The organism is Cytobacillus solani, assembly GCF_001420595.1.
Lineage (GTDB): Bacteria > Bacillota > Bacilli > Bacillales > Cytobacillaceae > Cytobacillus > Cytobacillus solani.
The window spans coordinates 419,806-445,387 of sequence record NZ_LJIX01000006.1; the positions used below are offsets into that span (position 1 = coordinate 419,806).

Consider the following 25,582-nt stretch of genomic DNA (forward strand, 5'->3'; position numbering starts at 1 on the left):
GGCAAGGCTTAGGTACATTAATATCCTTTTTTATAATCAACTAAATTAATCGCAGGAGTTTCCCTTTGTATATAGCTTTTCAAATTCGGAATGAATATATCTTCTATTACACGTTTCGTATAATGTTCTGTTGACCCGGATGTGTGTGGAGTAATAATGACATTTTCAAGCTCCCATAATGGGCTTCCTTCGTCCAAAGGCTCCTTTTCAAATACATCAAGACCTGCTCCTGAGATTTCCCCATCTTGTAAGGCCTTAATAAGATCAGGTTCTACCACGATGCTTCCTCTGCCTATATTAATGAAGAAAGAAGAAGGCTTCATCATGTTAAATTGCTCTGTTCCAAATAGATGATGGGTTTCCTTTGTATAAGGAAGTGTGACCACGACATAGTCACATTGTGACAGCACTTCATTTAAATGCTGGAGTGTATACATGATATCTACATATTCTTCAGGTTTTCCCGAATGTCGAAAGCCAATGACTTTCATCCCAAATGCCTTGGCTATCTTCGCTGTTTCTTTGCCGATGGCGCCAATTCCTAAAATCGCAATGGTTTTCCCGTGTAATTCAAGATTTAAGCCAGCATGATCCCATTTTTTTGTTTGTTGATTTTTTACATATGTATGGATTTTACGAGTTAAAGCAAGCATAAGGGCGAAGATGGTTTCTGAGATTGGATAAGCATGTACACCATTTGCTGAGGTTGTAAGAATATTTTTAGCTTCTAATTCTTGCAATGGCAAGCTATTCACTCCAGCTGACCAAGCTTGCAGCCAGCATAGTTTAGACTGGTGCCCGGATAACATTCCTTCCATTTCCTTCTTCCAGCTAACAATAACTTCCGCCTCATTCAAGTGCTCGGACCAGATGCTTTTTTCTTTTCCAATAACAAGATCCCAGTCAGGGATGATGACTTTTATTTTTTCTATGAGACTTTGATCAAGGTTTTGAGTAATCACTAGCTTTCTATTTTGCATCCCAATCCCTCCATATATAATATATTATTGCAAAAAGAGGAGGATCCAGTAAGGATCGACCTCTTTTCACAGAATTAATATAAGGTTTTTCGAATTTGAGAACTGTCTAGCGCAAGCCGCTTACGTTTTCCGAGTTATGACAAAAATTCATGCGGATTTAAGCCAAGTTCCATACAAATTTCAGTAACGATTTGTTTCTCGCTTGGGTCAAAATGGCCGTCTGCATAACCGATAGCAATACAATAGCGTGCAACCAATCTAGCAATTTCCGGCTTTGATCGAATACGTCCTAATGCTTTGAATGCTTCGGCTCGACCAATAATAGAATCTCTTTCAATTTTTTGCACAAATAAATTAAATTGTTGTATAACTTTGTTTGTATCAAATACTCTTAATTCCTCGCTCTGGTTGACAAATTCAATCATTTTTTGACGCTCAGTTTGATCAAGTCTGCCATCAGCAAGTGCTACAAGTGCACAGGCAGCTACTACTGCATCCATAACGTCTTGACTCTTATAGCGGGTAAATAGCTCTTGAGCCCTTCTTTTTTGCTGATTCGCCCATTGAGCATAATCGGTTTGGTTGGGTGACCAGGTATGGTTACAGTTGTTACAAGTGAACTTTAATTGGTTTTTCCCAATAAATCCGCCTAATAGTCCCACTGGACCTAGAATAAGTCCGCCAATCGCTGCTTTTCCAAGTCCGAAGCCCTTTTCTCCAGTTCTAACATTGGAAGACCCACAGCGTATACAATTGATATTGTCACCTCCATAAGCATGAGAGGAGGAGTTAGTCTGTCCATATGTAGACTGGTTAGTCGTTGATGTGTAGCCGGATTGTCCATAAGAAGGCTGATTATAGGACGAATTAGATTGTCCAGCTTGACCAAACCCAGGCTGATTATAAGGAGAATTGTATTGTCCATTTTGTCCAAAAACAGGTTGATTGAATGTACTTTGCTGCTGAGTCGACTGCCCATAGCTTGGTTGATTGTATGTTGAGTTTTGCTGAGTATTAAAAGCTTGTGTGCTGCCAAAGGATGGACTGTTTTGCTGCTGGTATTCTGATTGAAAGGCAGGCTGTACGGATGGCTCATCGTCAACCGTTACACCGAAATTACGGCATAGTGCTGCTAAACCCCCTTGGAATCCACTTGCAATGGCATTAAATTTCCATTCGCCATTATGGCGGTAAAGCTCAGCTGCAACTATGGCCGTCTCTACCGTAAATTCACGACCAAGATCAAAGCGAATTAATTCTTCATTAGTAAAAGCGTTAAATATTCTTACATAGGCATTCGAAACATGTCCGAAGCTTTGCCCTTTTGCCTGGGCATCGTGGATCGTAATCGTGAAGGCGATGCGGTGAATGGAAGGTGGAACTTTATTCAGTTCAATTTTGATTTGCTCATCATCGCTTGCACCAGCACCTGTTCTGTTATCGCCGCTGTAAATAATTGATCCGTTTCCGCCAGATGGATTATTATAGAAGACGAAATCCAGATCACTTTGAACCTTTCCGGAAGGACCTACTAAAAATGCAGAAGCATCTAAGTCATAATTTGAATGGCTTCCGCTAACATCCCATCCTAATCCGACAACAACCATTTCCAAACCTGGATTGGTCTTCGTTAAATCTACCTTTTGCCCTTTGCGTAAAGTAACCCCCACAACATTCACTCCTTAAAATAATGCAGTTAGTTATTTAACGTTTATATGTGTAAAAAGTTTCAACTAATTCGTCATTTCATATGTTTATTATAGTTCACTAGTCTACTAAAAAGAAAATAATATCCCTTACAAAAATGGTCAGTCTCATCATGAGACTGACCATTATAATCATTTTTTACCAAAGAGCTGGCTTTGCAACCATGAACCAAAGCATGATCATGAGAAGGATGAGATAGAGCCAGCTTGACCATGAAAGTTTTTTGACTAATGCGTGCTGGTTTTGTTTAGGCTCTAAAAAAACACGAAGTGTAGGTGTATACGCACGAGCCAAGAAAAATATAGAACCGAACATCACGATTAAGGTTGCAATAATCCATGGTGTTTTCCATGTCCATGGGCCCATTGCAATCAGTAACACACCGCTACCAACTAAGACATGTCCAGCATGTTTAACGAGTCTGACAGAAAATCGAATGATATCGATATAGGCTTGTTGAACATTTACATCGGCAGCACGCAGTTTTTTTACAATTGGAATTAATATAATGAAAGGTCCAATTGAGAAAACCGCACTACCAACATGAAGGAAAACAATAAATCGGTAAAGTGTATCCATTACTCCGAAACTGGACGGAATTCATGCACCCATACCCTCATTTGCGGCAGCCATGGCATACCAGGGTGGAAAGAAAGAATTGATTCTTTATACTCCTCTACATTTTCGTAGCCTTCTTGCTTAGCATGTTCATCCGTTAACTCACCAAGTGCTTGAGAATAAACATTTTCAACGATAAAGCCTTTTCCTTTAAGAGTCATAATTTCACCGATGTCCGCATAGCGTCCATTTCGGCGTGTAGCCGTTTTTTTGCCTGTAAGCACTTTTTCAATATCTTCAGGAACCGTTACTAATTTATCGATTGTACATGTTTTTGGCGGCAGCTCTTGATTATTATGTTGATTTGTCACCTGAATTCCTCCTTTTTTCTTCCCATTGCATAGATGTTATTATAATTTAAATGAGCTTTTTAATGAAACAATCCGGTTGAATACCGTTTTCTTAGAAGTAGAATGCTTCGGATCAACGTTAAAATAACCATGACGGAAAAATTGGAATTTGTCCTGCGGCTTAACATCCTTCATATTAGGCTCTACAAACCCTTGAACAATTTCAAGTGAGTTAGCATTGACGTAGTCAAGGAATGTTTTTTCCTCAGGAATTTCTTCGTTCATTTCTGCATCAAGGATTAACGGTTCATACAGGCGAAACTCTGCGGGAACGGCATTTTTTGCATCTACCCAATGGATCGTTCCTTTTACTTTTCGGCCTGTAAAGCCTGACCCGCTCTTTGTTTCAGGGTCATATGTGCAGTGAATCTCAACGACTTTTCCGTTTTCATCTTTAATGACGTCATTGCATTTAATGAAGTACGCATGCTTTAGCCGCACTTCGTTCCCTGGGAAGAGTCGGAAGTATTTTTTAGGCGGATCTTCCATGAAGTCATCCTGTTCAATATAAATCTCTCTTGAGAATGGGATTTGGCGAGAACCCATTTCAAGATTTTCAGGGTTGATTTCAGCATCAAGCATTTCAACTTTATCTTCCGGATAATTTGTAATGACTACTTTTAATGGATTAAGCACACCCATTGTACGCGGTACTTCAAGCTTTAAGTCTTCTCTGACAAAATGCTCAAGCATTGCCTCATCGACTGCTCCATAGCCTTTTGAAACGCCTGTTGCTTTAACAAACTCCCGAATGGCTCCTGGTGTGAAGCCTTTTCTTCTTAAACCAGAAATCGTTGGCATGCGTGGATCATCCCAGCCATCGACAAAGCCTTCGTCTACAAGCTTTTTCAGTTTACGTTTGCTCATTACAGTATTTGTAATGTTCAGGCGTCCAAATTCAATTTGCTGTGGCTTGCTTTCCATTTCACATTCCTCAACGACCCAGTTGTATAACGGGCGCTGATCTTCAAATTCAGTGGTACAAATCGAATGTGTTACATTTTCAATTGCATCTTCAAGCGGATGGGCAAAAGCATACATTGGATAAATGCACCACTTATCACCTGTATTGTGATGGATAGCATGTGCTACGCGGTAAATAACTGGATCACGCATGTTTAAATTTGGTGAGGCCATATCAATCTTTGCCCGCAAAACTTTACTGCCGTTTTCAAATTCACCATTGCGCATACGCTCAAATAAATCAAGATTTTCTTCAATTGTACGATTGCGATAAGGGCTGTCTTTTCCAGGTTCTGTGAGTGTGCCGCGATATTCACGGATCTCTTCTTGAGATAATTCATCAACATATGCTTTTCCTTTTTTGATTAAAAGGACCGCGCGGTTATACATTTCTTCAAAATAATCAGATGCAAAGCGCAGCTCATCCCATTCATAACCAAGCCATTTAACGTCTTCTTTAATAGAATCTACATATTCTTGGTCTTCCTTTAATGGATTCGTATCATCGAAGCGTAAATTTGTTTTTCCTTCAAAATCATCTGCAAGACCGAAGTTAATAATAATCGATTTGGCATGACCGATATGAAGGTATCCATTCGGCTCAGGAGGAAAGCGGGTAATAATTTCTTTATGCTTTCCAGTCTCCAAATCTTCAATCATAATATTTTTAATAAAATTGGATGAATTATTTTCCAAACCTGTATCAGCCTTTCTATAATATATACTTTTTCTTTATTTTACTGATTTCTTATAGGTAAATCAATCAGGGACAATGACGGGCACCGGAAGAATGTGACAAAAAACTCTGCATGCTGACGAAATTCTTTCTAAAAGCCTGTTTCAAATTATTTAAAAGCGGATAATTAGATAGAAAAGCACATGAATTTTTTCCTATTATTAAAATTGTTACAATGGAATACAATAATGTAATCAAAATATTATAGATAATTTGTTAGAATACAAGAAAGAGTTGAAGAAATTTGTTGAATCGTGGTCTTGACCCTTCAGCTTTTTCTGTTGAAATTGTTTATATTTCAAAATAATGTTCGTGGGGGAAACATGATGACAATAGATGAGAAGCTAAATAATAAAGTATTTTACCATACGTTGATCGCCGAAAATGAGGATTTGCATTCAATGAAACATCTCGGAGATCTTTATATGGAGGAACAGAAGAAGGAGTTATCTGATTTATCCTATATTCGCTTCTCGCAAGGAGAAGTTTATTTCCATCACCGGGATTATGAAGCGGCTATTTTTAAATGGGAGAATATAAGTAATGAACTAGAGCCATGGGCAAAGAAAAATATGGCTGATGCCTATTTTGAGCTTGAACTGCTTTCAACTGCGGAGGATATTTATCAATCCATTCATACCGATTCAGACGTATTAAAAACAGAAGTACTTCTACAGCTGTTTTCTTTATACATAGAGCAGGGAAAGCTTGAACGGGCTGTTGAAGTGATTAAAGATGCAGTAACCTTAAATCCTGACTACTCGGAAGTAACAGAGATTGCTCGATCCTTTTTCGAGGAGTACCAAGATTGGAATAATGCAGTGGAGCTTGCGGTAAATGAATCTGTTCGCACGGGGAATCTACAGTGGTACGATATTCTCCACACATATGTTGAACAAGGCAAAATGATGAAAATGCCGCCAAATGATTTCAATGAGGTTCTTCATACACTATATAAAGTTGATTTAATGAAGTTTGAGGCACTAACCGTGTCATTTTGGAAGTGTTATAAGAAAGGTGAGTTTTATTTTTCTTGGCTTAAAGAGATTAATCATATTCTTCTGCATAAAGACGGGAGCAAGGCACATATATGGCGTGAGTTATCTGAACTCTATCAAAATACGTATATTGAATTAATCGATGGCAAGTATTTAATCAAAGAATTATCACACCTTATCCCGAATCACCTAACGAATTGGCTGAAACTGGCTGACTCACCTCATACTTTGTTTGCAGCTGCTTCCACACTGGCATGGAGTGAAATTTTCACTTCAGGGATAGAACCGGAAATCATCAATAAAGCAGAAAGTTTATTAAAGAGAACTGCAGGGAGTGGAGATAGTCTTGAAGAAGGGTATCTTCTATTTGAATCTATTGTACATTGGGCAAAGAAGAATGGGATCGAATTAGGAAAACGTTTTGGCTGGATGGTGAAAGAGCTGCTGGATTTGAATACACATCATATTCTTTTAGCTAGCACAGATGATCGAAATAAATCGAATTTTATTCAATCAACTATTGGCAGTAATCCAATGCATGAGATATCTTCCATCCCAGCTATTTACAAGAATAGTGATACACCTGAAATAATGGAAATATCTGATGAAGAATTTAGAGAATTTGCTAATCTCTCAGAGCATTCCGTTCACCCGCAAGCAATTATCCAATATAAGCAGCCGATGTCTTTTTTGTGTGACAATGAAATTACAATTATTAATACACCTAGGATGACTGGAGAGTACAAGTTCAGGAATGGAGTATTTCAATACTTGCAGCTTGCAGATAGCTTATTATTTATTCTTGATTCAGATGAACTTTTTTCAGAGAAAGAGCTCGAGGCAGCGTTGAAAATTCGAGAGAAGGCACCAAATCTGCCTATCCATTTTTTAGTCAATAACAACGATCAAGAGGTAATTGACCAAGTTTCTGCACAAGTGCATACGTATTTCCCGAAAGTAAGGATTCTTGCTAACTCCACTGCTGATTTTGAGTTGAATGGTCTCTCGAATTTTATAGCTGAAATAAAAAATAATCGAAATCTAGAAGAGGAACGTACATCTAAAGTACATCATTATATCCGTAAAACAATTAAGTATCTGTTAGAAAGACGCGTTGAAATGGAAAATAGCTTTATTGATGCGATTAAATGGAATGAAGAGATGGTAACGAAGCTTAAAGGGGCAACGAATCAATTAAGTGATCTGGAAGAAGAGAAGATCCGAACAATAAAAAGAGCTTTTCGAAAAATGGTAGATGATATGAAATTAGAAGTAACAGAGGAAATTCCCAACTTACTGCGAGAATGCTCGGAGCTTATTACAGAGGACTGTGACTTTGGAAAAATTCATATCAAACTAAATGAGGAAATGAATGAAAGAGTTCAGAATTATATGGATGAAAATATACTCCCAAACATTCATTATGCATTTCAAAGTTGGATTGCTGAAGCAAAGACCGAGTTTGACCAGAGTCAAAGTTTTCTAAATGAAATGTGTGCAGGCTTCAATGACCTTTATGGCGATGAGAAAATCAAGCTGGACTGTGACTTTAAATTATTGGATGATTGGCGGCGGGATGCTGATAGGATGACCAGAGGATCGGTTCAGCTAGAAAAAATGAATATACTTCTGCGTTTTACTCCATCCCAATTTTTATTAAAAAGTGCAGGCAAACTATTTAACGCCATACCTCAAAATAAGGCTTTAATTCTTAATAAGTATAAGCAATATATCGAAAATGAGGATTATAGCAGTGTATCTGTTACGATTTCAAATCTGCTGACTCAGCCGTTTGAACTATTCGAAAAGGCGTTAGATCGAGATATACACATGTTTTTTGATCATCCATTTTCCGTATTAAATGATGCTTTAGATGAAGCAAGTAAAGAAATAGAATGGAATAAAGAGTCATTAAGGGAAATGAGAATGAATCCGGAAACCTATCGAGATCCGCTAACATTATTCCAGCTGAAACTTCGACAATTTGAATGGATGACAAAAGCTGGCGAATCACTTCATCAGTATCAGTAAGTTATTTCTATGAAACAGACATAAACTTTATTGAATCCATATGAGCCGGCGGAAGTAATCTATCTTCCGCCTTAAATCTGAAAAATATCACCGGGATTTATGACAGCCTTCTAAAATGCATTCTAATGGATTTGAATAAGAATGTTATTTTTAGCAGGGAGGAGGAGAAAATAAGTGAGCTTTAAAAAGAAGCAATTTCTTGCATTGGGCTTAACGGTCTTTTGTATGGTTCTATTAATGTTTGTGATCCTATTCATGGCCAATTTGATGAGATCGAATATGATAGAAATTGTCCAAGACCGATATTTTAAAGTGAAGCAGGTAACGGAAATTAGGCAATTATTTGATCAAGCCGATCGTCAGCTTCTAAGAATTGTTGTAGATAATGAAGAAATTGATACTCCTATTTTTTCCGAGTCTTTGAAAACTAACCACGCTAGTATTCAATCGAGACTCATGGATATTCAGGAATCAGTAAATACTAAAAAAGGAAAAAGGAATGTAGACACAATTGAATCAGCCTATCGTTCGTATTATGAGATGGAGAAGCAATTCCTTATAGAGTTAAAGAATGGGGAAACTAATAATCTTAAGTCTTTGTATGATAATGAACGAGAAAATCGGGATGAGCTATTGTCTCATTTAGACCAGTTTAAAGATTATCAAGAATCGTTAATGGAAGAATCATTGAAAAATGCCACAAATACATATAGTACGCTCGTGATTGTACTCATCTCTGCTGTTGCAGTTGCACTTATATTAATCATTATAGTGACTCTTTGGTTAATTAGAAGCACAAGCAGAAATATTCATTCGATAACAAAAGGAATAAAGAAAATCGATTTTACAAATTTAACAAGGATCCCGAGGTTAGATGTAAATACAAAAGATGAAATAGGTGAAATTGCGTCCGCATTTAATTCAATGGCAGCTTCGTTGGAAACTTATAGTGCAAAGGAAATGCAGTATACATTGGAGATTACTGAACAAAACTGGGTAACAACTCATTCGTCTAGCATTGTTCATCTTTATAGTCATCATGTAACAATTGAAGGGCTTGCAGAAGAATTAATAAACAAATTAGCGGATGTGCTTGAAGCGAAACTTGGTGGTTTTTATTTGAAGGAAGAAGGGAAAAAGCCTATTTTCCGTAAAATTGCTTCCTATGCAGCAGATGTGAATAACCAGGCAGGAAGAGACTATTTTTTCGAAGGAGAAGGACTTGTTGGGCAGTGTGCAATTGATGGAAAAGTATTTTTCTTAAATGAGGTCCCTGACGATTATCAGGTGATTTCAACAGGGCTGGGGACAATCAAACCAAAAAGTATATTAATGGCACCTATATTGCTAAAGGATGAGGTGTTAGCTGTTATTGAACTAGCTAGCTTACAAGCCTTTACATCTACACAGGTAAAGCTATTGGAAGAAGTGCTTGGAACCCTTGGGATAGCAATAACAAATATTCTTGGAAGAATGGAGATTGCCTGTCTGCTTCAAGAGTCACAGGCAAAGACAGAAGAATTGCAAATGCAATCGGAGGAGCTGCAAACTCAATCAGAGGAATTACAATCACAATCAGAGGAAATGCAGACACAAGCAGAGGAACTGCGCATGATCAATGAGCAATTAGAAGAGCGAACGAAGGATGCTGAGCTTAAATCAGAAGAACTTCAAGCAGCAAAGGAGAGTTTAGAAGAAAAGGCACGTGAACTTCTGCAAAGTTCGAAATATAAATCTGAGTTTCTAGCAAATATGTCCCATGAGCTTCGGACACCATTAAATAGCATTTTATTACTTTCTGAAATGATGACAGAAGATCCAGACCATGGCTTGAACGAAGAGCAGATTGAATTTGCCAAGGTCATCCATTCATCGGGTCAGGACCTGCTAAATTTAATTAATGATATATTGGATCTGTCAAAGGTTGAGGTAGGGAAACTTGATATTCATTTTGAAGAGGTGAACATTAACGAATTTGCCGAACGAATAAATCGTCACTTCATGCCATTCGCTAAGCAAAAAAATCTTGATTTTACTGTCAATGTAATCGATAATGCACCACATTCTGTTTTTACAGATGAACAGCGCTTACAGCAAATTATTAAAAATCTGCTTTCAAATGCCTTTAAATTTACTGAGAAAGGCTCTGTTTCTGTTTCAGTAGAAGAAGTAAAAAGGCAAGAATATCTTGAATTATCTCTTGGAAAAGAGGCAGATACATGGCTAAAAGTAGTTGTTTCTGATACTGGAATTGGTATTCCAGAAGAGAAACATGAGGAAATTTTCGAAGCTTTCCAGCAAGTGGATGGAGCCACCATGAGAAAATATGGGGGTACAGGGCTTGGATTATCTATCACAAAAGAGTTTGCTCAGCTTCTAGGCGGGGTATGTAAAGTACAAAGCAAAGAAGGGGCAGGAAGCAGCTTCACTTTACTTATCCCTAGCTTGCCGGAAGGGCTGTCAGCAATAGAGGAAAATAAAGTGAAAGAGGAGGCTGCCTCTGCCATAGCAGATGAACTGCTTACTGAACAAATGATGGATTACCAGCCAGTGGAATCAGTGGAATCTTTTGATGAGAATTCAACTGTTTTAAAAGGAAAAACAGTCCTTGTTGTTGATGATGACCATCGTAATATTTTTGCGGCTAAAAATGCTCTCGAAAAGGAGGGGATGAATGTCAAAACGGCTGAAAATGGAATGGAATGTTTAAAAATAATAGAAGAAGCAAACAAAATTGACATCGTGTTAATGGATATTATGATGCCAATCATGGATGGGTATGAAACTATGAAACGCATTCGTGGAATGGAGATACATCAGGAGGTACCAATCATCGCTTTAACCGCAAAAGCAATGAAAAGTGATCGCCGCAAGTGCATTGAATCAGGTGCTTCTGATTACATCAGTAAGCCGTTGAACCTCGAACAGCTATTATCTGTGATGAGGGTGTGGCTGTCATAGTTACTGTATTAAAGGAAACGATTTTTATGGAGTAGTGATGCTTAAGAATGCCAAGAATAAATAAGGAAGAATTAGAGCTTGAATTGCTTTTATTAGCCATATTTCGGCTTTCAGGCTATGATTTCAGACAATATATGAAATCTTCTATTATGAGAAGAGTTCAAAACCGTTTAAATCAAGAGAGACTGTCAAATATTGCTAGTCTGACAGAAAGGGTCATTCATGATGAAGCATATTTGAATAAAATATTGGGTGATTTCTCGATCAATGTGACTGAGATGTTTAGGGATCCGTCCTTCTTTAATGCCTTGCGCAAGGAGGTCGTTCCTTATTTAAAGGAGCTGCCAGAAATCCGTATATGGCATGCGGGCTGTTCTACTGGGGAGGAAGTCTTTTCCATGGCTATTTTATTGGAGGAGGAAGGGCTTAGAGACCGAGCAAAAATTTATGCAACGGACATGAATGAAAAAGTCCTTTCAAAAGCAGAACAAGGAATCATTCCACTTCAAAAAATGCAGACATATACCAAAAACTACATGCTAGCTGGGGGAAAGCAATCCTTTTCAGAATACTATACAGCTGATTGTGAGTATGCCTATTTAAACCCTAATTTGCTGGAAAAGGTTGTTTTCGCCCAACATAATTTAGTGACTGATCGCTCATTTAATGAATTTCATGTTATCATCTGCCGGAATGTCTTAATCTATTTTAATGTTAAACTGCAGTCACATGTCCTTGATTTATTTAATGAAAGTTTAAGTGCGAATGGATTTCTCGGATTAGGAAGTAAGGAATCGATTCGCACAGAAGCGAATTTTTTTGAAGACTTTAATATGAAAGAAAAGATCTTCCAAAAAAAAGAACTAAAATATATTGCAATTAGATAAGGAAAAATAGAGCGTTTCATTATGCTCTATTTTTTTTTTTTGTTCCATTCATGGTAATTGTAATGTTACTTAGATTTTGATAAAATAATATTATGTAACATTAACCTGTAGGAGGAATAACGGTGGAATATGTCGATCCTATAAGAGACATAAATAAAATTCTTGCCATAAAAAAGAATTTACGAAACCAATCATCAAGGGATCTATTGTTATTTGTATTAGGAATTAATACTGGGATTAGAGTACATGACTTACTATCCCTAAAAGTTTGTGATGTTTGGGATGGGACCTGCGCGAAAGAATTCCTTTATATAAGTGATGGAAAAAGTGAAGAAAAGAAGGGCTTTTACATTAATAATCAAGTAAAAATGGCTTTAGATAAGTATTTAGCAAACTCAAAGTTACAAGATTGTGATTACCTTTTTAAATCTAAAAAAAATAACCTGCCTATCACACGTCAGCAGGCTTATCGAATTATTAATCAAGCTGCAAAAGAAGTGGGGATTAGCGGGAAAATAGGTACACACACGCTGAGAAAAACCTTTGGCTATCACGCTTACCGTAAGGGCATTGCTATTTCAATATTAATGGCGATCTATAATCATCATACTCCAGCAGAAACATTACGTTATATAGGAATTGAGAAGAACGAAAAGCAGTTAATAAAAGTAGATGTGAACTTATAAATACAATAAAAAGGCTCTTCCTCTTACGAATGTGTAAGTGGAAGAGCACATATGATTAATCTTCATCATCTATGTCCAGCGGTTCAATCATTCGAACATGCTTTAGTTCCTTCACGATGTCTTCTGTTACATTTACTTGCAGTGTTTCTTTATCTCTCATAAATTTAAATACACCATTATTAAAATCTGTGCCATGGTCCTTAAAGAATATTCCTTCAAATTCAACATCTTTCGTATAGTTGAAACTTAAACGATAGACTTCTCCTTCTCTCGTCAGATACGCACGGACCCCTTTTTCGAATTGCCCCTCATGGTCTCTTAGTGCACGAGAAACGGAAATGAGATGTAAATCTACGAAAGGAATTTCACGTAATAATGAGTTAATAATGGACCCCTTAGCAATTTGCTCCCATCGGCTCTGAGCTGTCTGGCCTAAAATAATTTGAGTTATTTTCTTCTCTCTTGCGATTTCTGCAATCACTTTTGAAATCGGCCGTTTTTCATTATCTTTTAGGATAAATTCCTCTGCATTATGTTGCTCAGCTAGCTGTTTCCATCTCGTGATATAATCTGATTTTTCTGCATCCAGCTCATCAAAAGGCAAACGATCAACGGTTAGGATATATAGTGGACAATCTAGCATATGTGCTATATTACAACCACGCTGAATGAGACGTTCACCATTTGGCCCATAATAGACGCAGACGAGGATGCTTTCGTCCATACGCCCTTTGAATTTCTTCATTTAATACTCACCTCAAAGTTAGATGAAATTTAGGTGGCACGGTTAGACTATGTATGACTATAGCTTATGCGCTCGTTTCAGTCAATATCAACCACAGGTAATTTAACAAAATACATTTCTTTTTAGACTCAACGTCAGGAGGGGGAATTTGATGTCCTGGTTACATCTTATGATATTCATCCCATTTATTTTTGCTATCTTTGTCCCATTTGTTTATAAATGGTTTTCAGGAAAAGTACATACTGGATGGTTTGTGCTCGCTGCTCCACTTGCAGTATTTCTATATTTATTAAAGTATATTCCTTCTATTTCAAAGGGGGAAACGCTCCGCTTAGACCTTCAGTGGATGCCATCATTAGGAATAAATTATACCGCATATATCGATGGTCTAAGCCTTATTTTTGGTTTATTAATTACTGGTGTAGGGGCGCTAGTTGTTTTGTATTCGATTTACTATATGTCAAAGGAAAGAGAAGCGCTTCATAACTTCTATGTCTATATGCTGTTATTCATGGGGGCAATGCTTGGACTTGTCATTTCAGATAATATTTTAGTTTTATATGTGTTTTGGGAATTAACCAGCATTTCATCATTCTTATTAATCGCCTACTGGTACCAGCGGAAGAATTCTCGAAATGGTGCCCAAAAGTCGATGTTAATTACCATCTTTGGCGGTCTTGCTATGCTAGCAGGAATGATTATGCTTTCAATGATGGCGGACACATATAGCATACGTGAAATGTACGGACATGTGAATCGAATAACAGAGCATCCTTTATTTCTTCCTGCAATGATTCTTATTCTTTTAGGGGCATTTACGAAATCTGCTCAATTCCCATTCAGTATATGGCTGCCAGATGCGATGGAAGCACCTACCCCTATAAGTGCCTATTTACATTCTGCAACGATGGTCAAGGCAGGCATTTACTTAGTAGCCCGATTTACTCCTGTATTTGGGGGAACATCTGAGTGGTTTTGGATTGTATCATGCATTGGATTAATTACATTAATGTATGGCTCGGTTAATGCTGTTAATCAAAAGGATTTAAAAGGGTTATTAGCTTACTCGACAATAAGTCAATTAGGGTTAATCATGAGCCTTCTTGGGATCGGTTCGGCATCTTTATATTTTGGATATGGAGATGAGTCAACAGTATATGCCTTTGCTGTATTAGCTGCACTATTTCACTTAATTAACCACTCCACCTTTAAAGGGAGCTTGTTTATGATTGTTGGCATTATCGACCATGAAACAGGTACGCGTGATATTCGGAAATTAGGCGGGTTGATGAGCTTGATGCCAATATCATTTACATTAACAATCATAGGAAGCTTTGCGATGGCAGGACTTCCGCCTTTTAATGGTTTTTTAAGCAAAGAAATGTTTTTTACAGGTGTCCTGACTGTTTTCGAATCACCGGTGTTCGGGATGAAGAGCCTCAGTTTGTTATTTCCGATCATTGCATGGGTAGCGAGTGTTTTTACATTTATTTATTGCATGATTCTCGTATTTAAAACATTTATGGGAAAACACCGTCCGGAACGACTGGATAAGGAAGCACATGAAGCTCCAATTGGCATGCTGATCCCACCAATCATTCTTAGCTGTTTAGTCATTGTTATATTCTTTTTCCCTAATATCGTTTCAGATCATTTACTGCAGCCTGCTTTGACTGCCGTTCTCCCGCAATTTGCTGGAACAGGCGGGATTGAGGTGAAGATTACCCCTTGGCATGGATGGAGTACCGAGTTATTTATGACATTGGGTGTTATTGGTTTTGGTGTACTTATGTATCGTTCTTTAAAAAAGTGGTCCCCGCTTTATGGTTATTTCCCTCAAGCACTAACGTTAAATGGAATATATAATCATTCACTTGCAGGTATGGAAAGAATCTCGCTGATATTGACAAAACAATATATGACCGGCTTTGTCCGAGATTATTTGGTTTATATTTTTACGTTTATGATCTTTTTGCTTGGATGGTCACTTTGGTTATCAAACGATATCTCGTTTGATCTATCAAATAATGCACCCATTCACTTATATGAAGGCGGGGTAATTCTCGCGATGCTTATTGCTGCTCTCACTGTGCTTTTTTCTAAATCTAGATTTACGGCGATTATCGCTGTCGGTGCACTAGGATATCTTGTCTCCCTATTCTTTGTCATTTTCCGTGCACCAGATTTAGCATTAACACAGTTAGTTGTTGAAACAGTGACAGCAGCGTTATTCCTATTATGCTTCTATCATTTACCAGAGCTGCGCAAGGAAAGAAGCAGTATTCCGTTTAAATTAACCAATTTGCTTGTATCGCTGGGAGTAGGAACAGTCGTTACTTTAATTGCATTATCAGCGAATAATCATCGGCTTTTTGAATCGATTTCAAGTTATTTTGAAGATTCCTATACACTTGCCGGTGCGAAAAATATCGTTAATGCCATACTTGTTGACTTCCGTGGCTTAGATACCATGCTAGAAATTCTGGTGCTTTGTATAGCAGGATTAGGCGTTTACACACTAATAAAGCTTCAATTAGCTGGGAAGGAGAAGAAATGAAACCGAACGATGTCATTTTACATTCAGTAACAAAGGTAGCGGTCTTTATTATATTGACGTTTTCCATTTACCTTTTTTTCGGAGGCCACCATAATCCTGGCGGGGGATTTATCGGTGGGCTTAGTGTAGCCTCAGGGTTAGTTCTTCTCTATTTAACCTTTGATATTGAAACGGTAAGAAGGAATATCCCCGTTGATTTTAAAAAAGTAGCAGCCTTTGGTGTATTAATTGCAATCTTTACCGGAGCGAGCTCTTTATTGTTTGATAAACCCTTTTTGAATCAAGCTTTCGGTTATTTTAATCTTCCTATCTTTGGGAAAACAGAACTTGCAACTGCCGTTCTATTTGACGTTGGCGTTGCCCTAGCGGTTATTGGAACAGCAGTAACAATTATCTTAAGCATAAGTGAGGATGGATAAAATGGAAACATCGATGTCTATTCTTATTGGAGTCCTTTTTACAATAGGGACCTATTTAATTTTGACGAAGAGTTTGCTCCGAATCATTTTAGGAACATCCATTATTAGTCATGGTGTTAATTTGCTTATTCTTACAATGGGCGGTTTAAAGACAGGCGGTCCGCCATTGTTAGGCCAGCATGACACTACATTTACAGATTCATTGCCACAGGCACTTATTTTAACGGCAATCGTGATAAATTTCGCAGTTACAGCACTCTTCCTAGTGCTTAGCTACCGCACGTATAAAACATTAGGGACTGATAATATGGATAAATTAAGGGGAATGGAAGATGAATAATACTGTCATCCTGCCAATGATTATTCCTGTCATAGCAGGGCTAATTATGGTCATCTTTAGAAAAAATATTCGTTTACAGCGGCTGTTAAGTATTTTTGCCATTCTTGCAGTTGGTGGTGTGTCTATATCATTAATGAACCAAATAAGAAATGAAGGAATACAGACGCTTCAGGCAGGAGGCTGGGAAGCACCATATGGCATAACGATTGTGGCTGATATGTTTTCTGCTATCCTTCTCCTTACGACAAGTATTGTGGCGCTTTTCTGCTTGATCTTTGCCTTTTCATCCATTGGCAGGGAAAGGGAAGAACATTATTTCTATCCCATGTTTTTATTTCTGATTTCGGGTGTGTGCGGGTCATTTTTGACAGGCGACTTGTTCAATTTATTTGTCTGTTTTGAAGTCATGCTCATTTCATCGTATGTCCTTATCTCTTTAGGAGGTACGAAGCTCCAGCTTAGGGAGTCAATCAAGTACATTTTAATCAATGTCATTTCATCCTCTTTATTCCTACTTGCTATTGCCTATTTATATGCAATAACGGGTACCTTGAATTTAGCACATCTTTCCTTGCGTGTAGCTGAGGCAGGACAAGACGGTCTCATGACAACGGTTGCCTTTTTGTTTTTAATCGTGTTTAGCATGAAAGCGGCTCTTTTTTTATTCTTTTGGCTTCCTGGTTCCTATAGTGTACCGCCAATAGCAGTCGCTGCTATTTTTGCTGCCTTACTGACAAAGGTAGGGATTTATGCGATTTTCCGCCTGTTTACACTCGTGTTTTATCATGAACCGGAAATCACACATTTAGTGATTGGCATTCTGGGGGCAATAACGATGGTGCTCGGAGCAATTGGTGCTGTTGCTTATTGGGATATAAAGAAAATATTAACCTATAATGTCATCGTTGGGGTTGGTTTCATTATTGCTGGTCTTGCTTCTTTCACATCCATGGGAATGATGGGGGCTATTTATTATCTTATCCATGACATGCTTATTAAAGCACTTATTTTCCTATTAGGAGGGATGATTATTCATCTCACTGGAACAAGTAAGCTAAAGGAAATTAGCGGGCTTATACGCAATCATCCCTATTTGGGCTGGATGTTCTTTGTTGCTGCGCTTTCACTTGCTGGCATTCCGCCGCTTAGCGGTTTCTTAGGGAAGGTGTTCATTACACGAGGGACATTTGAAACAGGATCCTACTGGCTTGGGGCAATTGGACTAATTACGAGTTTAATGGTTCTTTATTCGATTATGAAAATCTTTATGAATAGCTTTTGGGGAGAAACGTATATAAGTAAGGACATGGAGAAGGGAACGACGAACGTAAGTACCATGCTGCCGATCGGCTGTCTCACGGCCTTGACAATTGCACTTGGATTAGGAGCAGAGGGAATCCATGAATATGTACAAATAGCGACGGAAAGCATGCTGAATCCGATTATGTATATAGAGGCAGTTATTGGCGAGGATCCCATTCGTTAATAGTTGATAGTTTTCTGATGATCATGGAAAGGAGGGGGTACCATTGCCCATTCAAGTTTTAATTAACCTATTTATCGCATTTTTGTGGATGTTTTTTCAAGATGAATGGAGCATCTTGTCCTTCATTGGCGGTTATTTAGTAGGTATTCTTGTTTTGTTTAGTATGAGACGTTTTTTCCCCGCTTCCTTTTACTTGAAACGTTTTGTTTCCATATTAAGTTTGTTTTTCTTGTTTATTAGTGAGTCGGTTTCGTCAAGTATCTATGTGATTCGTCAAGTGATTGGACCTAAAATTAATGTAACACCAGGGATATTTAAGTTAGAAACGGAATTAGAAGGAGATATGGAAATAACCCTTCTAGCTCTTCTTCTCACTTTGACTCCCGGTTCGGTTGTGATGGAGGTTTCTCAAAACAATAGGATTTTTTATATTCATGGGTTGAACTTACCAGAATCTGAACATGCTGTAATACAATCGAAAATAAAATATGAGAAAGCCATAAAGGAGGTAACCCGATAATGTTCAAACTATTTTTAATGGGATGTTTATTTTTTGTCACGCTTTCCATTATCGCTGCTCTCTATCGTGTCGTAAAAGGCCCTTCTAAGCCTGATCGGGTGATGGCATTAGATAATATTGGGATTAACCTTCTAGCTGGGGTGGCTATTCTTTCAATCCTTCTTCATACACATGCATTTTTAGATATCATTCTTTTATTAGGCATTCTTTCCTTTGTTGGCACTATCGCCTTTGCGAGATATATCGAAAGGGGTGTTGTCATTGAGCGCAAACATGTTGAGTGAAATCATTGTCTCCATTTTAATTTTTATTGGAACAGCATTTAGTTTTCTAAGTGCAATTGGTTTAATCCGTCTTCCTGATGTATATACTCGTGCCCATGCGGCGTCAAAGAGCACGAGTATAGGGGTGCTTTGTATATTATTTGGGACTTTTCTTTACTTTTTGCTAACAGAGGGATATGTGAGTATCAGATTAATACTTGGTATTTTTTTTGTGTTCTTAACTTCACCGGTTGTCGCTCATTTGTTAAATCGAGCAGCCTACCGTTCACATGTTGAACTTGCAAAAGAAAGTATTCAAGATGATTTGAAGGAATATATAAGAAGAACTGACTCTTAAATAAGGAAGCAATATTCCTGAAAAAAGAAGCAAATAATCCAACAGATTATTTGCTTCTTTATTATTTTGCTTGAATTAATACAACACACATATCATCTTCTGCATTTGCTTGCTGTTTTCTGGATAATAGATAATCTATAGGCTGCTTGTTTTCGGCTTCGGTCCAATAAGCTGCCGCTTTTTCCTTAAGAAACTCATATCCATTCTCTTCGTATTTTTCAATGGATTCTTCTACACCATCAGTGCAAAGCAGAAGCTGAACAGAGTCAGTATAGGTAATAACGGATTTACTTATTTGGATATCCTCGAAAAATCCTACAGCACATGTATTGCTTGCAAGTTCTGTTATCTCCTTGTTGTCTATTAAGGCAAATCCAGTTGGATGGCCGGCATTTACATATTCAATGCACTTTTTCTTTGTATCTAGAACAAGATAGATGGCTGTGAAATAGTAAGGGATTTGCTGATTGCGGCGATTCAGCGAATTCATCCACCGATTAAGCTCCTTCATGACATATTCTGGATCTGAACCTGATGTGATCGCATCCCTTAGAACGGATGAAATAAACATGCACACGAGGGAGGCGGATATCCCATGCCCCATCATATCAAGCTGGATGGCAGCGTAACGGTTCTCATCAAGCTTTTGCCAATAATACATATCACCTGCAAGCTTATATGCAGGTAAATAGGAAGCTGTTAATAACAGATTCTCTTTATGTACAGTCTCACTTAAAAGGCTTGTCTGTACTTGCATGGAAAGATTAAGCTCATTTCTAATTTTCTCATCCCGTTCGATATGCCAATCCTTTTCATATTTCAATCTTAATGCCACTCGAATTCTGGCTAGAAGCTCAGTTTTATTAATTGGTTTCATTACATAATCAATTCCGCCGGCATCAAGTGCTTCTACTACTTTGTTAGAATCTTCAAGTGCAGATACAAAAATGACAGGTATATCTTTTAAATGCGGCATTTGTTGAAGGCGTCTACAGGCTTCAATGCCGTCCATTTCAGGCATCATAATATCCATTAATATAATGTCTGCCTTTATCGGCAATGGCGACTCTTGTTGGAAGTAAGCAAACAATTCTTTTGCGGATGTGAGTGAAAGATAATTATCATATCCAGCACGTTTTAGAATATTTTCAATAACAAACAAGTTTGATTGATTGTCATCTACTATTAAAATCCCCATGAGTTCTGCTTCCTTTCTCAATTTCCTGTATGAAATGTAAAAATACGGTTGATTTAGATACTATTATTATATTTTAAAATGACATAGACCCGTTAGGGATACGCTTAAAAACAATCCGTTTGGCATGGAAGAAGTCATATTTATATCGTTTTATTCATGGATATAGGTAATTTCTCCTATTTTTCTCTAAGCTATTGTCCTTTCCTAATAAACAAATGTATTTATACAAAGGAAAAATCTTGATTATTTTCTGAATAGGAGTAAAATTAAGATTAAATTTTTAGAGATTAGGAGATGTATGGATGAAGGTCGTGAAGTTTGGTGGCTCCTCTTTAGCATCCGGAAAACAAATTGAGAAGGTATTCCAGATTGTTCAATCTGATTTTGAAAGAAGGGTTATTGTTGTTTCTGCACCAGGGAAGAGGTTTGCCGCTGATCGTAAAGTGACAGATTTATTAATTGAATGTGCAGAACAATGTTTATTAAATAATGACCCGTTGCAATGGGTTGAAAGGGTACTAGAAAGATATTCTTCTATTGCATTGGAATTACAGCTTTCAAATGAGATTGTTAAAGAAATTGAAAATGATTTAGCGGGGAGGCTAGCAGAGGACAGAAGCAAGCCAAACCAGTTCATAGATTTAGTAAAAGCAAGTGGGGAAGATAATCATGCCAAATTGGTTGCGGCTTATTTTCTGAAGCAGGGGGTGGAAGCTCATTATGTAAATCCAAAGGATGCTGGTCTATTTGTCAGTGCAGATCCAGGGAATGCCCAAGTCCTTCCAGAAACTTATGAATTGCTTTATTCTCTTCGCGAACGTTCAGGCATCTTAATTTTTCCTGGTTTTTTCGGATATAGCAAAGAAGGGGATGTGTATACTTTCTCTCGCAGCGGTTCGGATGTGACAGGTTCTATTCTTGCTAATGGACTTAAAGCAGACCTATATGAAAATTTTACTGATGTAGATGCTGTTTATTCGGTTAATCCATCCATCGTTAGCCGACCAAGAGAGGTTAAGGAGTTAACCTACCGAGAAATGCGTGAGCTTTCCTATGCTGGATTTTCGGTACTTCATGATGAGGCGCTTGTTCCAGCATTTAAGGCCGGCATTCCAGTTCAAATTAAAAATACAAATAATCCGTCTGCGCCAGGGACAAGGATTGTTTCTGAACGGGATAATACCAATGGACCTGTCGTTGGCATTGCAAGTGACCAGGGATTTTGCAGCATTTATGTCAGTAAATATTTAATGAATAGAGAGGTTGGATTTGGAAGAAAGCTATTAGCTATATTAGAAAGCTTTGGATTATCGTATGAGCATATCCCTTCAGGCATTGATGATATTTCCATTATTTTAAGGGAAAATCAATTCAAACCATTGATGGAAAAGGAAATAAAAGAACGGATTGAAACAGAGCTTCGTACTGACGAAGTTGTAATCGAGCGTGGGCTTGCTTTAATCATGGTTGTTGGTGAAGGGATGCGCCACAATATCGGGACAACGGCAAGAGCTTCAAAAGCATTAGCAAATGCAAACGTTAATATCGAAATGATTAATCAGGGTTCATCTGAGGTCAGCATGATGTTTGGAGTAAAGGAAATTGATGAAAAACGAGCGGTCCGGGCACTTTATGAGGAGTTTTTTGCGGCTGTGACGGTATAAGTTTGGTGCATGTTTGTTGATGTGATTCATTTGAACAAACAAGAAAGAGAACCCTGACTAAATGCTGGAATCATTAAGCGCCGGAATTGAAAATACAAATAATCCCTAAGCAAAAAGCTCAGGATTATTTGTATTGTATTTTTTTCAATAAATCAATTATCGATGAAATTTCTTCATAATAATAGCTTTAAAATGTCCAGACGATATCCATTTTGCATAGATTGAAAGAATTATGAACATTAAACTACCAGCAAAAAGCCATATCTTTGGCTTAAATTCCCCACCCATCATCGAGAATAAGTAGAAATTACCTAAATCCCCTCCAAAATTAAGTGCATAATAAACGATAGGCACCATATATGAGACTGCTATGTTTCTAAAAATTGAAGCAGTAAATAATCCAATTGAACCTAAAAACATCGCAGTTACTATTGCTCCCAAATAAAGAGGCAAAGTCATATCAGAAGCACTAACCTTCATAAATAATGAAAAAATACTAATTAGCGTAATTAACGTTAAGATAGAATAGGCAATGCGTATCAGATAAACAACAGTATTACTTATATACTTTGAGGATGTAATCTCGTCAATAGAAGAATCTTGTTCAGGCTGAAATATCGGCGTAAGCAACAGGATACCAGTCAATGAAATAAAAATCTCAAGAGGAACGGCTGCTGCTCTATTATCTAAACTCGATATTCCAAATAACACTGGAGTTAGGAGCAGCAATAAGATACATAACAGAAAATGCGGAAGAAAATTATGCCGCAGATTTACTTTTGCTATTTGCCATATTTGCAAACGTTTTTTTGATAAGTGATTTAAATTTTCCATTTAATCTTCCTCTCCTTTTCTGCTCGTAAATAAGTATTGTTGCTGCAACTAAAATCAAAGCTAACACTATAAAAAATAGTCGGTTTACGATAAGACTGTTAAAATGATCATTAAAAGCCTGTGTATATTGCAATGAATTGTGGCGAGGAGATAGACGGAAAAGGGAATAACCGCTAATGATTTCAGCCTTTCCTGTGTTGATGTCAATAAACCACCATAAGCCTTGAACGGCAACTCCAATTGCTGTATTTGTCAGTTCTGTAAAGAACATTCCTACTGCTGCAGAAATCATTACTGACGGTAAAATCCAGCCCAAATCATATTTAAGAGGAGCAAGATAATCGAGCTTCATCCCGTCATAAAATGACCATGCGGACATATTAGAAATATACGAGATGATGATGACTGAAATCATAATTGCCGTAATAATGGAGATATATCGTGTTAGGATTATTTTTACAGATGATGTTTTTCGTGTATAAATTAGCTCATGGATACCGTTGCGTTTATCCTTTAAGCTGATAGTTATAGCGAGAAAAACAGGAAGAATCGAAAGCACGGTAACAAGATAATCACTGAATAAACGGGCATATGCTCCTGAAAAATGGTCCTTGTCTTTTATCATAAAATAACTATCAATCGCTTCTTTATAAGTAATCGGGACTTTGCCAAAATTAAGTAGCATAGTTTTGGAATAGTTCGAGCCACCACCAATAAGCTTGTCCACCTGCTTCATATATGATTTGAATTTTTCATAAGTCAGTTCATCCTTCACTAAAAGTACCGTATCACTGTCGTTGTTCGGAATAGGCATTGTAATCATGACTTCTCCGTCATCACTTGCAAGCTCTTTGCCGTTTTCAAAAATTAGTCTGTCACCATTATGTGTAGTGGTATTAACTGAATTTACAAGCTCCTCCAAAGAAATTTCTGTAATCATAGACAGAATTTCCGCCACCTGCTGCTGCTCTTTAGTGCTTAGCCTCACATTTTTATAAAAGCCAATCGGATAGGCTGTATAGCTGTTGGCCTTGTATTCACTGTATAATGATGTAATCGCTGCGGGCATAATGATTTCGGGGATTTCCTTTGTCTGCATTCCGTAGCTCTGTCCAGAAAAAGGCATTTCAATTTCTCTGTCATTGAAATCAAGTACATCTTGTGAAAGGGCCATTAAAAGCATTGCTGCAATTAATATAAGAAAGGTAATGGAAAAAATGACTTTCTTAGACTCCCGAAGAAATAGAGTGAACATTACCTCTCACCCCCAACACTTTCAAAGGTTGCTCCATTATGATAGAGGTAAAGCATATATGCATCCTCCATATTCGGCTCGCACTCCACTGCACCTGAAACAGGGGAGTCCGATAAAAAGCGTATATGCGTCTGATTTCCCAGCGTAAGCATACTTGTTATGCTGTATTCCTTTTTCAACTTTGGCAGTTCCGATTTATTAGCTATTTTTGTAAATACTTTACCTGTTGCTGTTGTTAAAAGTGCGTCAACCGTTCCGTGATAAAGCAGTCTGCCATTATTTAAAATTGCAATATTCTCACAGGTTGCTTCAATATCACCTACGATGTGTGTGGAAAGAATGACGATTCTATCTTCTGCAACCTCACTGAGTAGATTCCGGAAGTGTATCCGTTCTTCAGGATCGAGCCCTGCGGTAGGCTCATCAACAATCAATACTTTTGGATCATGCAACAGTGCCTGTGCAATACCGAGTCTGCGTTTCATTCCACCAGAAAGAGCTTTTACCTTTTTGTTTACATGTTCGGTTAGATTTACCTGATTAAGTAAAATTTCCGTACGCTTTTTTCGTTCCTTTCTATTCATTCCTGAGAGTACACCTAAATAATCCATTGCCTCCCTAACGCTCATACTCGGATAAATCGAAAACTCCTGCGGCAAATAGCCAATAATCTTACGTATTTCCTTTGCATTTTCAATTGCTACACCGCAGACTGTAATTTCACCGTCTTTCTTATGAATTAAGGTGGCAAGCGTCTTCATCAAAGTTGTTTTTCCTGCACCATTTCTTCCAAGTAAGCCAAACATTCCTTTTTCAATCTTTAAATTTATATCGAATAGCGCTTGTTTATTACCATAAAACTTGTTTAAATTTTGGATGATAATTGTGTTTTTACTCATATGAAAAACTCCTTTCAAAGTTAAATTCCATTCTTACAAAAGCTATCGTAAAGTATAAATTTCAACTTTTTATCTATTAAAGAAAAAAACTCCTGTCTTCAAAATGCGACAGAAGTTTCTTGAATTC

At 37.6% G+C, this 25,582-nt stretch carries 22 protein-coding genes; 12 read left to right on the forward strand and 10 right to left on the reverse strand.

Annotated elements, in window-relative coordinates; genetic code table 11:
• Positions 1-17: 17 nt before the first annotated feature.
• The 5 genes from AN957_RS03920 to AN957_RS03940 all read right to left on the reverse strand — a co-directional run bounded on the left by AN957_RS03920 (position 18) and on the right by AN957_RS03940 (position 5,314).
• Entirely contained in the window at positions 18-980 is a 963-nt protein-coding gene (locus tag AN957_RS03920; protein ID WP_056682412.1) for a D-2-hydroxyacid dehydrogenase, read from the reverse strand.
• A gap of 134 nt (positions 981-1,114) precedes the next feature.
• Positions 1,115-2,650, reverse strand: a complete 1,536-nt coding sequence (locus AN957_RS03925) for a TerD family protein (RefSeq protein ID WP_056682414.1) — start codon at positions 2,648-2,650, stop codon at positions 1,115-1,117.
• Between the two features lie 175 nt (positions 2,651-2,825).
• The gene (locus tag AN957_RS03930; protein ID WP_056682419.1) at positions 2,826-3,266 is read right to left on the reverse strand and encodes a hypothetical protein; all 441 of its coding nucleotides are present in this window, start codon (positions 3,264-3,266) and stop codon (positions 2,826-2,828) included.
• On the reverse strand, positions 3,266-3,616 hold the full coding sequence (locus AN957_RS03935; RefSeq protein ID WP_053479197.1) for an ASCH domain-containing protein: 351 nt from the start codon (positions 3,614-3,616) through the stop codon (positions 3,266-3,268). The genes AN957_RS03930 and AN957_RS03935 overlap by 1 nt, the downstream gene beginning before the upstream one ends.
• A 39-nt stretch (positions 3,617-3,655) precedes the next feature.
• Positions 3,656-5,314 (reverse strand): glutamine--tRNA ligase/YqeY domain fusion protein, encoded by a 1,659-nt coding sequence (locus AN957_RS03940; RefSeq protein WP_056682422.1) that lies wholly within the window; start codon positions 5,312-5,314, stop codon positions 3,656-3,658.
• Positions 5,315-5,680: 366 nt separating this feature from the next.
• Here AN957_RS03940 and AN957_RS03945 point away from each other — a divergent pair, with 366 nt between their 5' ends.
• From AN957_RS03945 to AN957_RS03960, 4 genes are all read left to right on the forward strand, one after another.
• On the forward strand, positions 5,681-8,383 hold the full coding sequence (locus AN957_RS03945) for a hypothetical protein (protein ID WP_056682425.1): 2,703 nt from the start codon (positions 5,681-5,683) through the stop codon (positions 8,381-8,383).
• 174 nt (positions 8,384-8,557) lie between these two features.
• Positions 8,558-11,344 carry a response regulator gene (locus AN957_RS03950; protein ID WP_056682428.1) on the forward strand — a complete coding sequence of 929 codons (2,787 nt, stop codon included), beginning with the start codon at positions 8,558-8,560 and terminating at the stop codon, positions 11,342-11,344.
• Positions 11,345-11,391: 47 nt separating this feature from the next.
• Positions 11,392-12,231: a CheR family methyltransferase gene (locus AN957_RS03955; protein WP_056682431.1), complete on the forward strand. Its 840-nt coding sequence runs from the start codon at positions 11,392-11,394 to the stop codon at positions 12,229-12,231.
• Between the two features lie 122 nt (positions 12,232-12,353).
• Entirely contained in the window at positions 12,354-12,917 is a 564-nt protein-coding gene (locus tag AN957_RS03960; protein ID WP_056682434.1) for a tyrosine-type recombinase/integrase, read from the forward strand.
• A 55-nt stretch (positions 12,918-12,972) separates the two neighbouring features.
• Here the strand turns inward: AN957_RS03960 and AN957_RS03965 are convergent, their stop codons facing one another.
• A complete protein-coding gene (locus AN957_RS03965; protein ID WP_053479191.1) occupies positions 12,973-13,662 on the reverse strand; it encodes a universal stress protein in 690 nt (229 codons plus the stop codon).
• Between the two features lie 151 nt (positions 13,663-13,813).
• Between AN957_RS03965 and AN957_RS03970 the strand changes: the two genes are divergently transcribed.
• The 7 genes from AN957_RS03970 to mnhG are packed head-to-tail and all read left to right on the forward strand — an operon-like array spanning position 13,814 to position 19,605.
• Entirely contained in the window at positions 13,814-16,219 is a 2,406-nt protein-coding gene (locus AN957_RS03970) for a Na+/H+ antiporter subunit A (protein WP_056682437.1), read from the forward strand.
• A complete protein-coding gene (locus AN957_RS03975; RefSeq protein WP_053479189.1) occupies positions 16,216-16,638 on the forward strand; it encodes a Na(+)/H(+) antiporter subunit B in 423 nt (140 codons plus the stop codon). The genes AN957_RS03970 and AN957_RS03975 overlap by 4 nt, the downstream gene beginning before the upstream one ends.
• Position 16,639: 1 nt before the next feature.
• On the forward strand, positions 16,640-16,978 hold the full coding sequence (locus AN957_RS03980; RefSeq protein ID WP_053479188.1) for a Na(+)/H(+) antiporter subunit C: 339 nt from the start codon (positions 16,640-16,642) through the stop codon (positions 16,976-16,978).
• The gene (locus AN957_RS03985) at positions 16,971-18,464 is read left to right on the forward strand and encodes a Na+/H+ antiporter subunit D (RefSeq protein WP_056682440.1); all 1,494 of its coding nucleotides are present in this window, start codon (positions 16,971-16,973) and stop codon (positions 18,462-18,464) included. The genes AN957_RS03980 and AN957_RS03985 overlap by 8 nt, the downstream gene beginning before the upstream one ends.
• Before the next feature lie 43 nt (positions 18,465-18,507).
• Entirely contained in the window at positions 18,508-18,984 is a 477-nt protein-coding gene (locus AN957_RS03990; RefSeq protein ID WP_053479186.1) for a Na+/H+ antiporter subunit E, read from the forward strand.
• Positions 18,984-19,268, forward strand: a complete 285-nt coding sequence (locus tag AN957_RS03995; RefSeq protein WP_053479185.1) for a Na(+)/H(+) antiporter subunit F1 — start codon at positions 18,984-18,986, stop codon at positions 19,266-19,268. The genes AN957_RS03990 and AN957_RS03995 overlap by 1 nt, the downstream gene beginning before the upstream one ends.
• Positions 19,258-19,605 (forward strand): monovalent cation/H(+) antiporter subunit G, encoded by a 348-nt coding sequence (gene mnhG / locus AN957_RS04000; protein WP_172797686.1) that lies wholly within the window; start codon positions 19,258-19,260, stop codon positions 19,603-19,605. The genes AN957_RS03995 and mnhG overlap by 11 nt, the downstream gene beginning before the upstream one ends.
• Before the next feature lie 61 nt (positions 19,606-19,666).
• Here the strand turns inward: mnhG and AN957_RS04005 are convergent, their stop codons facing one another.
• Positions 19,667-20,803, reverse strand: coding sequence for a SpoIIE family protein phosphatase (locus AN957_RS04005; RefSeq protein ID WP_056682445.1), 1,137 nt, complete (start codon positions 20,801-20,803; stop codon positions 19,667-19,669).
• Positions 20,804-21,105: 302 nt separating this feature from the next.
• On the opposite strand from AN957_RS04005, the gene AN957_RS04010 reads away from it, so the two are divergent.
• A complete protein-coding gene (locus AN957_RS04010) occupies positions 21,106-22,467 on the forward strand; it encodes an aspartate kinase (protein WP_056682448.1) in 1,362 nt (453 codons plus the stop codon).
• Positions 22,468-22,623: 156 nt separating this feature from the next.
• Here AN957_RS04010 and AN957_RS04015 read toward each other — a convergent pair whose 3' ends face one another.
• The 3 genes from AN957_RS04015 to AN957_RS04025 are packed head-to-tail and all read right to left on the reverse strand — an operon-like array spanning position 22,624 to position 25,455.
• Positions 22,624-23,301: a hypothetical protein gene (locus AN957_RS04015; RefSeq protein ID WP_056682451.1), complete on the reverse strand. Its 678-nt coding sequence runs from the start codon at positions 23,299-23,301 to the stop codon at positions 22,624-22,626.
• Complete coding sequence (locus AN957_RS04020; RefSeq protein WP_056682454.1) at positions 23,228-24,556, reverse strand: ABC transporter permease; 1,329 nt, start codon at positions 24,554-24,556, stop codon at positions 23,228-23,230. Before AN957_RS04020 ends, AN957_RS04015 begins: the two co-directional genes overlap by 74 nt.
• Positions 24,556-25,455 carry an ABC transporter ATP-binding protein gene (locus tag AN957_RS04025; RefSeq protein WP_053479179.1) on the reverse strand — a complete coding sequence of 300 codons (900 nt, stop codon included), beginning with the start codon at positions 25,453-25,455 and terminating at the stop codon, positions 24,556-24,558. The genes AN957_RS04020 and AN957_RS04025 overlap by 1 nt, the downstream gene beginning before the upstream one ends.
• Positions 25,456-25,582 lie beyond the last annotated feature (127 nt).

Bases quoted from the DNA above. Each gene is read 5' to 3' on its own strand.
- AN957_RS03920 (WP_056682412.1), bottom strand. From the start codon at position 980: ATGCAAAATAGAAAGCTAGTGATTACTCAAAACCTTGATCAAAGTCTC.
- AN957_RS03930 (WP_056682419.1), bottom strand. From the start codon at position 3,266: ATGGATACACTTTACCGATTTATTGTTTTCCTTCATGTTGGTAGTGCG.
- AN957_RS03945 (WP_056682425.1), top strand. From the start codon at position 5,681: ATGACAATAGATGAGAAGCTAAATAATAAAGTATTTTACCATACGTTG.
- AN957_RS03955 (WP_056682431.1), top strand. From the start codon at position 11,392: ATGCCAAGAATAAATAAGGAAGAATTAGAGCTTGAATTGCTTTTATTA.
- AN957_RS03965 (WP_053479191.1), bottom strand. From the start codon at position 13,662: ATGAAGAAATTCAAAGGGCGTATGGACGAAAGCATCCTCGTCTGCGTC.
- AN957_RS03970 (WP_056682437.1), top strand. From the start codon at position 13,814: ATGTCCTGGTTACATCTTATGATATTCATCCCATTTATTTTTGCTATC.
- AN957_RS03975 (WP_053479189.1), top strand. From the start codon at position 16,216: ATGAAACCGAACGATGTCATTTTACATTCAGTAACAAAGGTAGCGGTC.
- AN957_RS03980 (WP_053479188.1), top strand. From the start codon at position 16,640: ATGGAAACATCGATGTCTATTCTTATTGGAGTCCTTTTTACAATAGGG.
- AN957_RS03985 (WP_056682440.1), top strand. From the start codon at position 16,971: ATGAATAATACTGTCATCCTGCCAATGATTATTCCTGTCATAGCAGGG.
- AN957_RS03995 (WP_053479185.1), top strand. From the start codon at position 18,984: ATGTTCAAACTATTTTTAATGGGATGTTTATTTTTTGTCACGCTTTCC.
- mnhG (WP_172797686.1), top strand. From the start codon at position 19,258: ATGTTGAGTGAAATCATTGTCTCCATTTTAATTTTTATTGGAACAGCA.
- AN957_RS04005 (WP_056682445.1), bottom strand. From the start codon at position 20,803: ATGGGGATTTTAATAGTAGATGACAATCAATCAAACTTGTTTGTTATT.
- AN957_RS04010 (WP_056682448.1), top strand. From the start codon at position 21,106: ATGAAGGTCGTGAAGTTTGGTGGCTCCTCTTTAGCATCCGGAAAACAA.
- AN957_RS04015 (WP_056682451.1), bottom strand. From the start codon at position 23,301: ATGGAAAATTTAAATCACTTATCAAAAAAACGTTTGCAAATATGGCAA.
- AN957_RS04020 (WP_056682454.1), bottom strand. From the start codon at position 24,556: ATGTTCACTCTATTTCTTCGGGAGTCTAAGAAAGTCATTTTTTCCATT.
- AN957_RS04025 (WP_053479179.1), bottom strand. From the start codon at position 25,455: ATGAGTAAAAACACAATTATCATCCAAAATTTAAACAAGTTTTATGGT.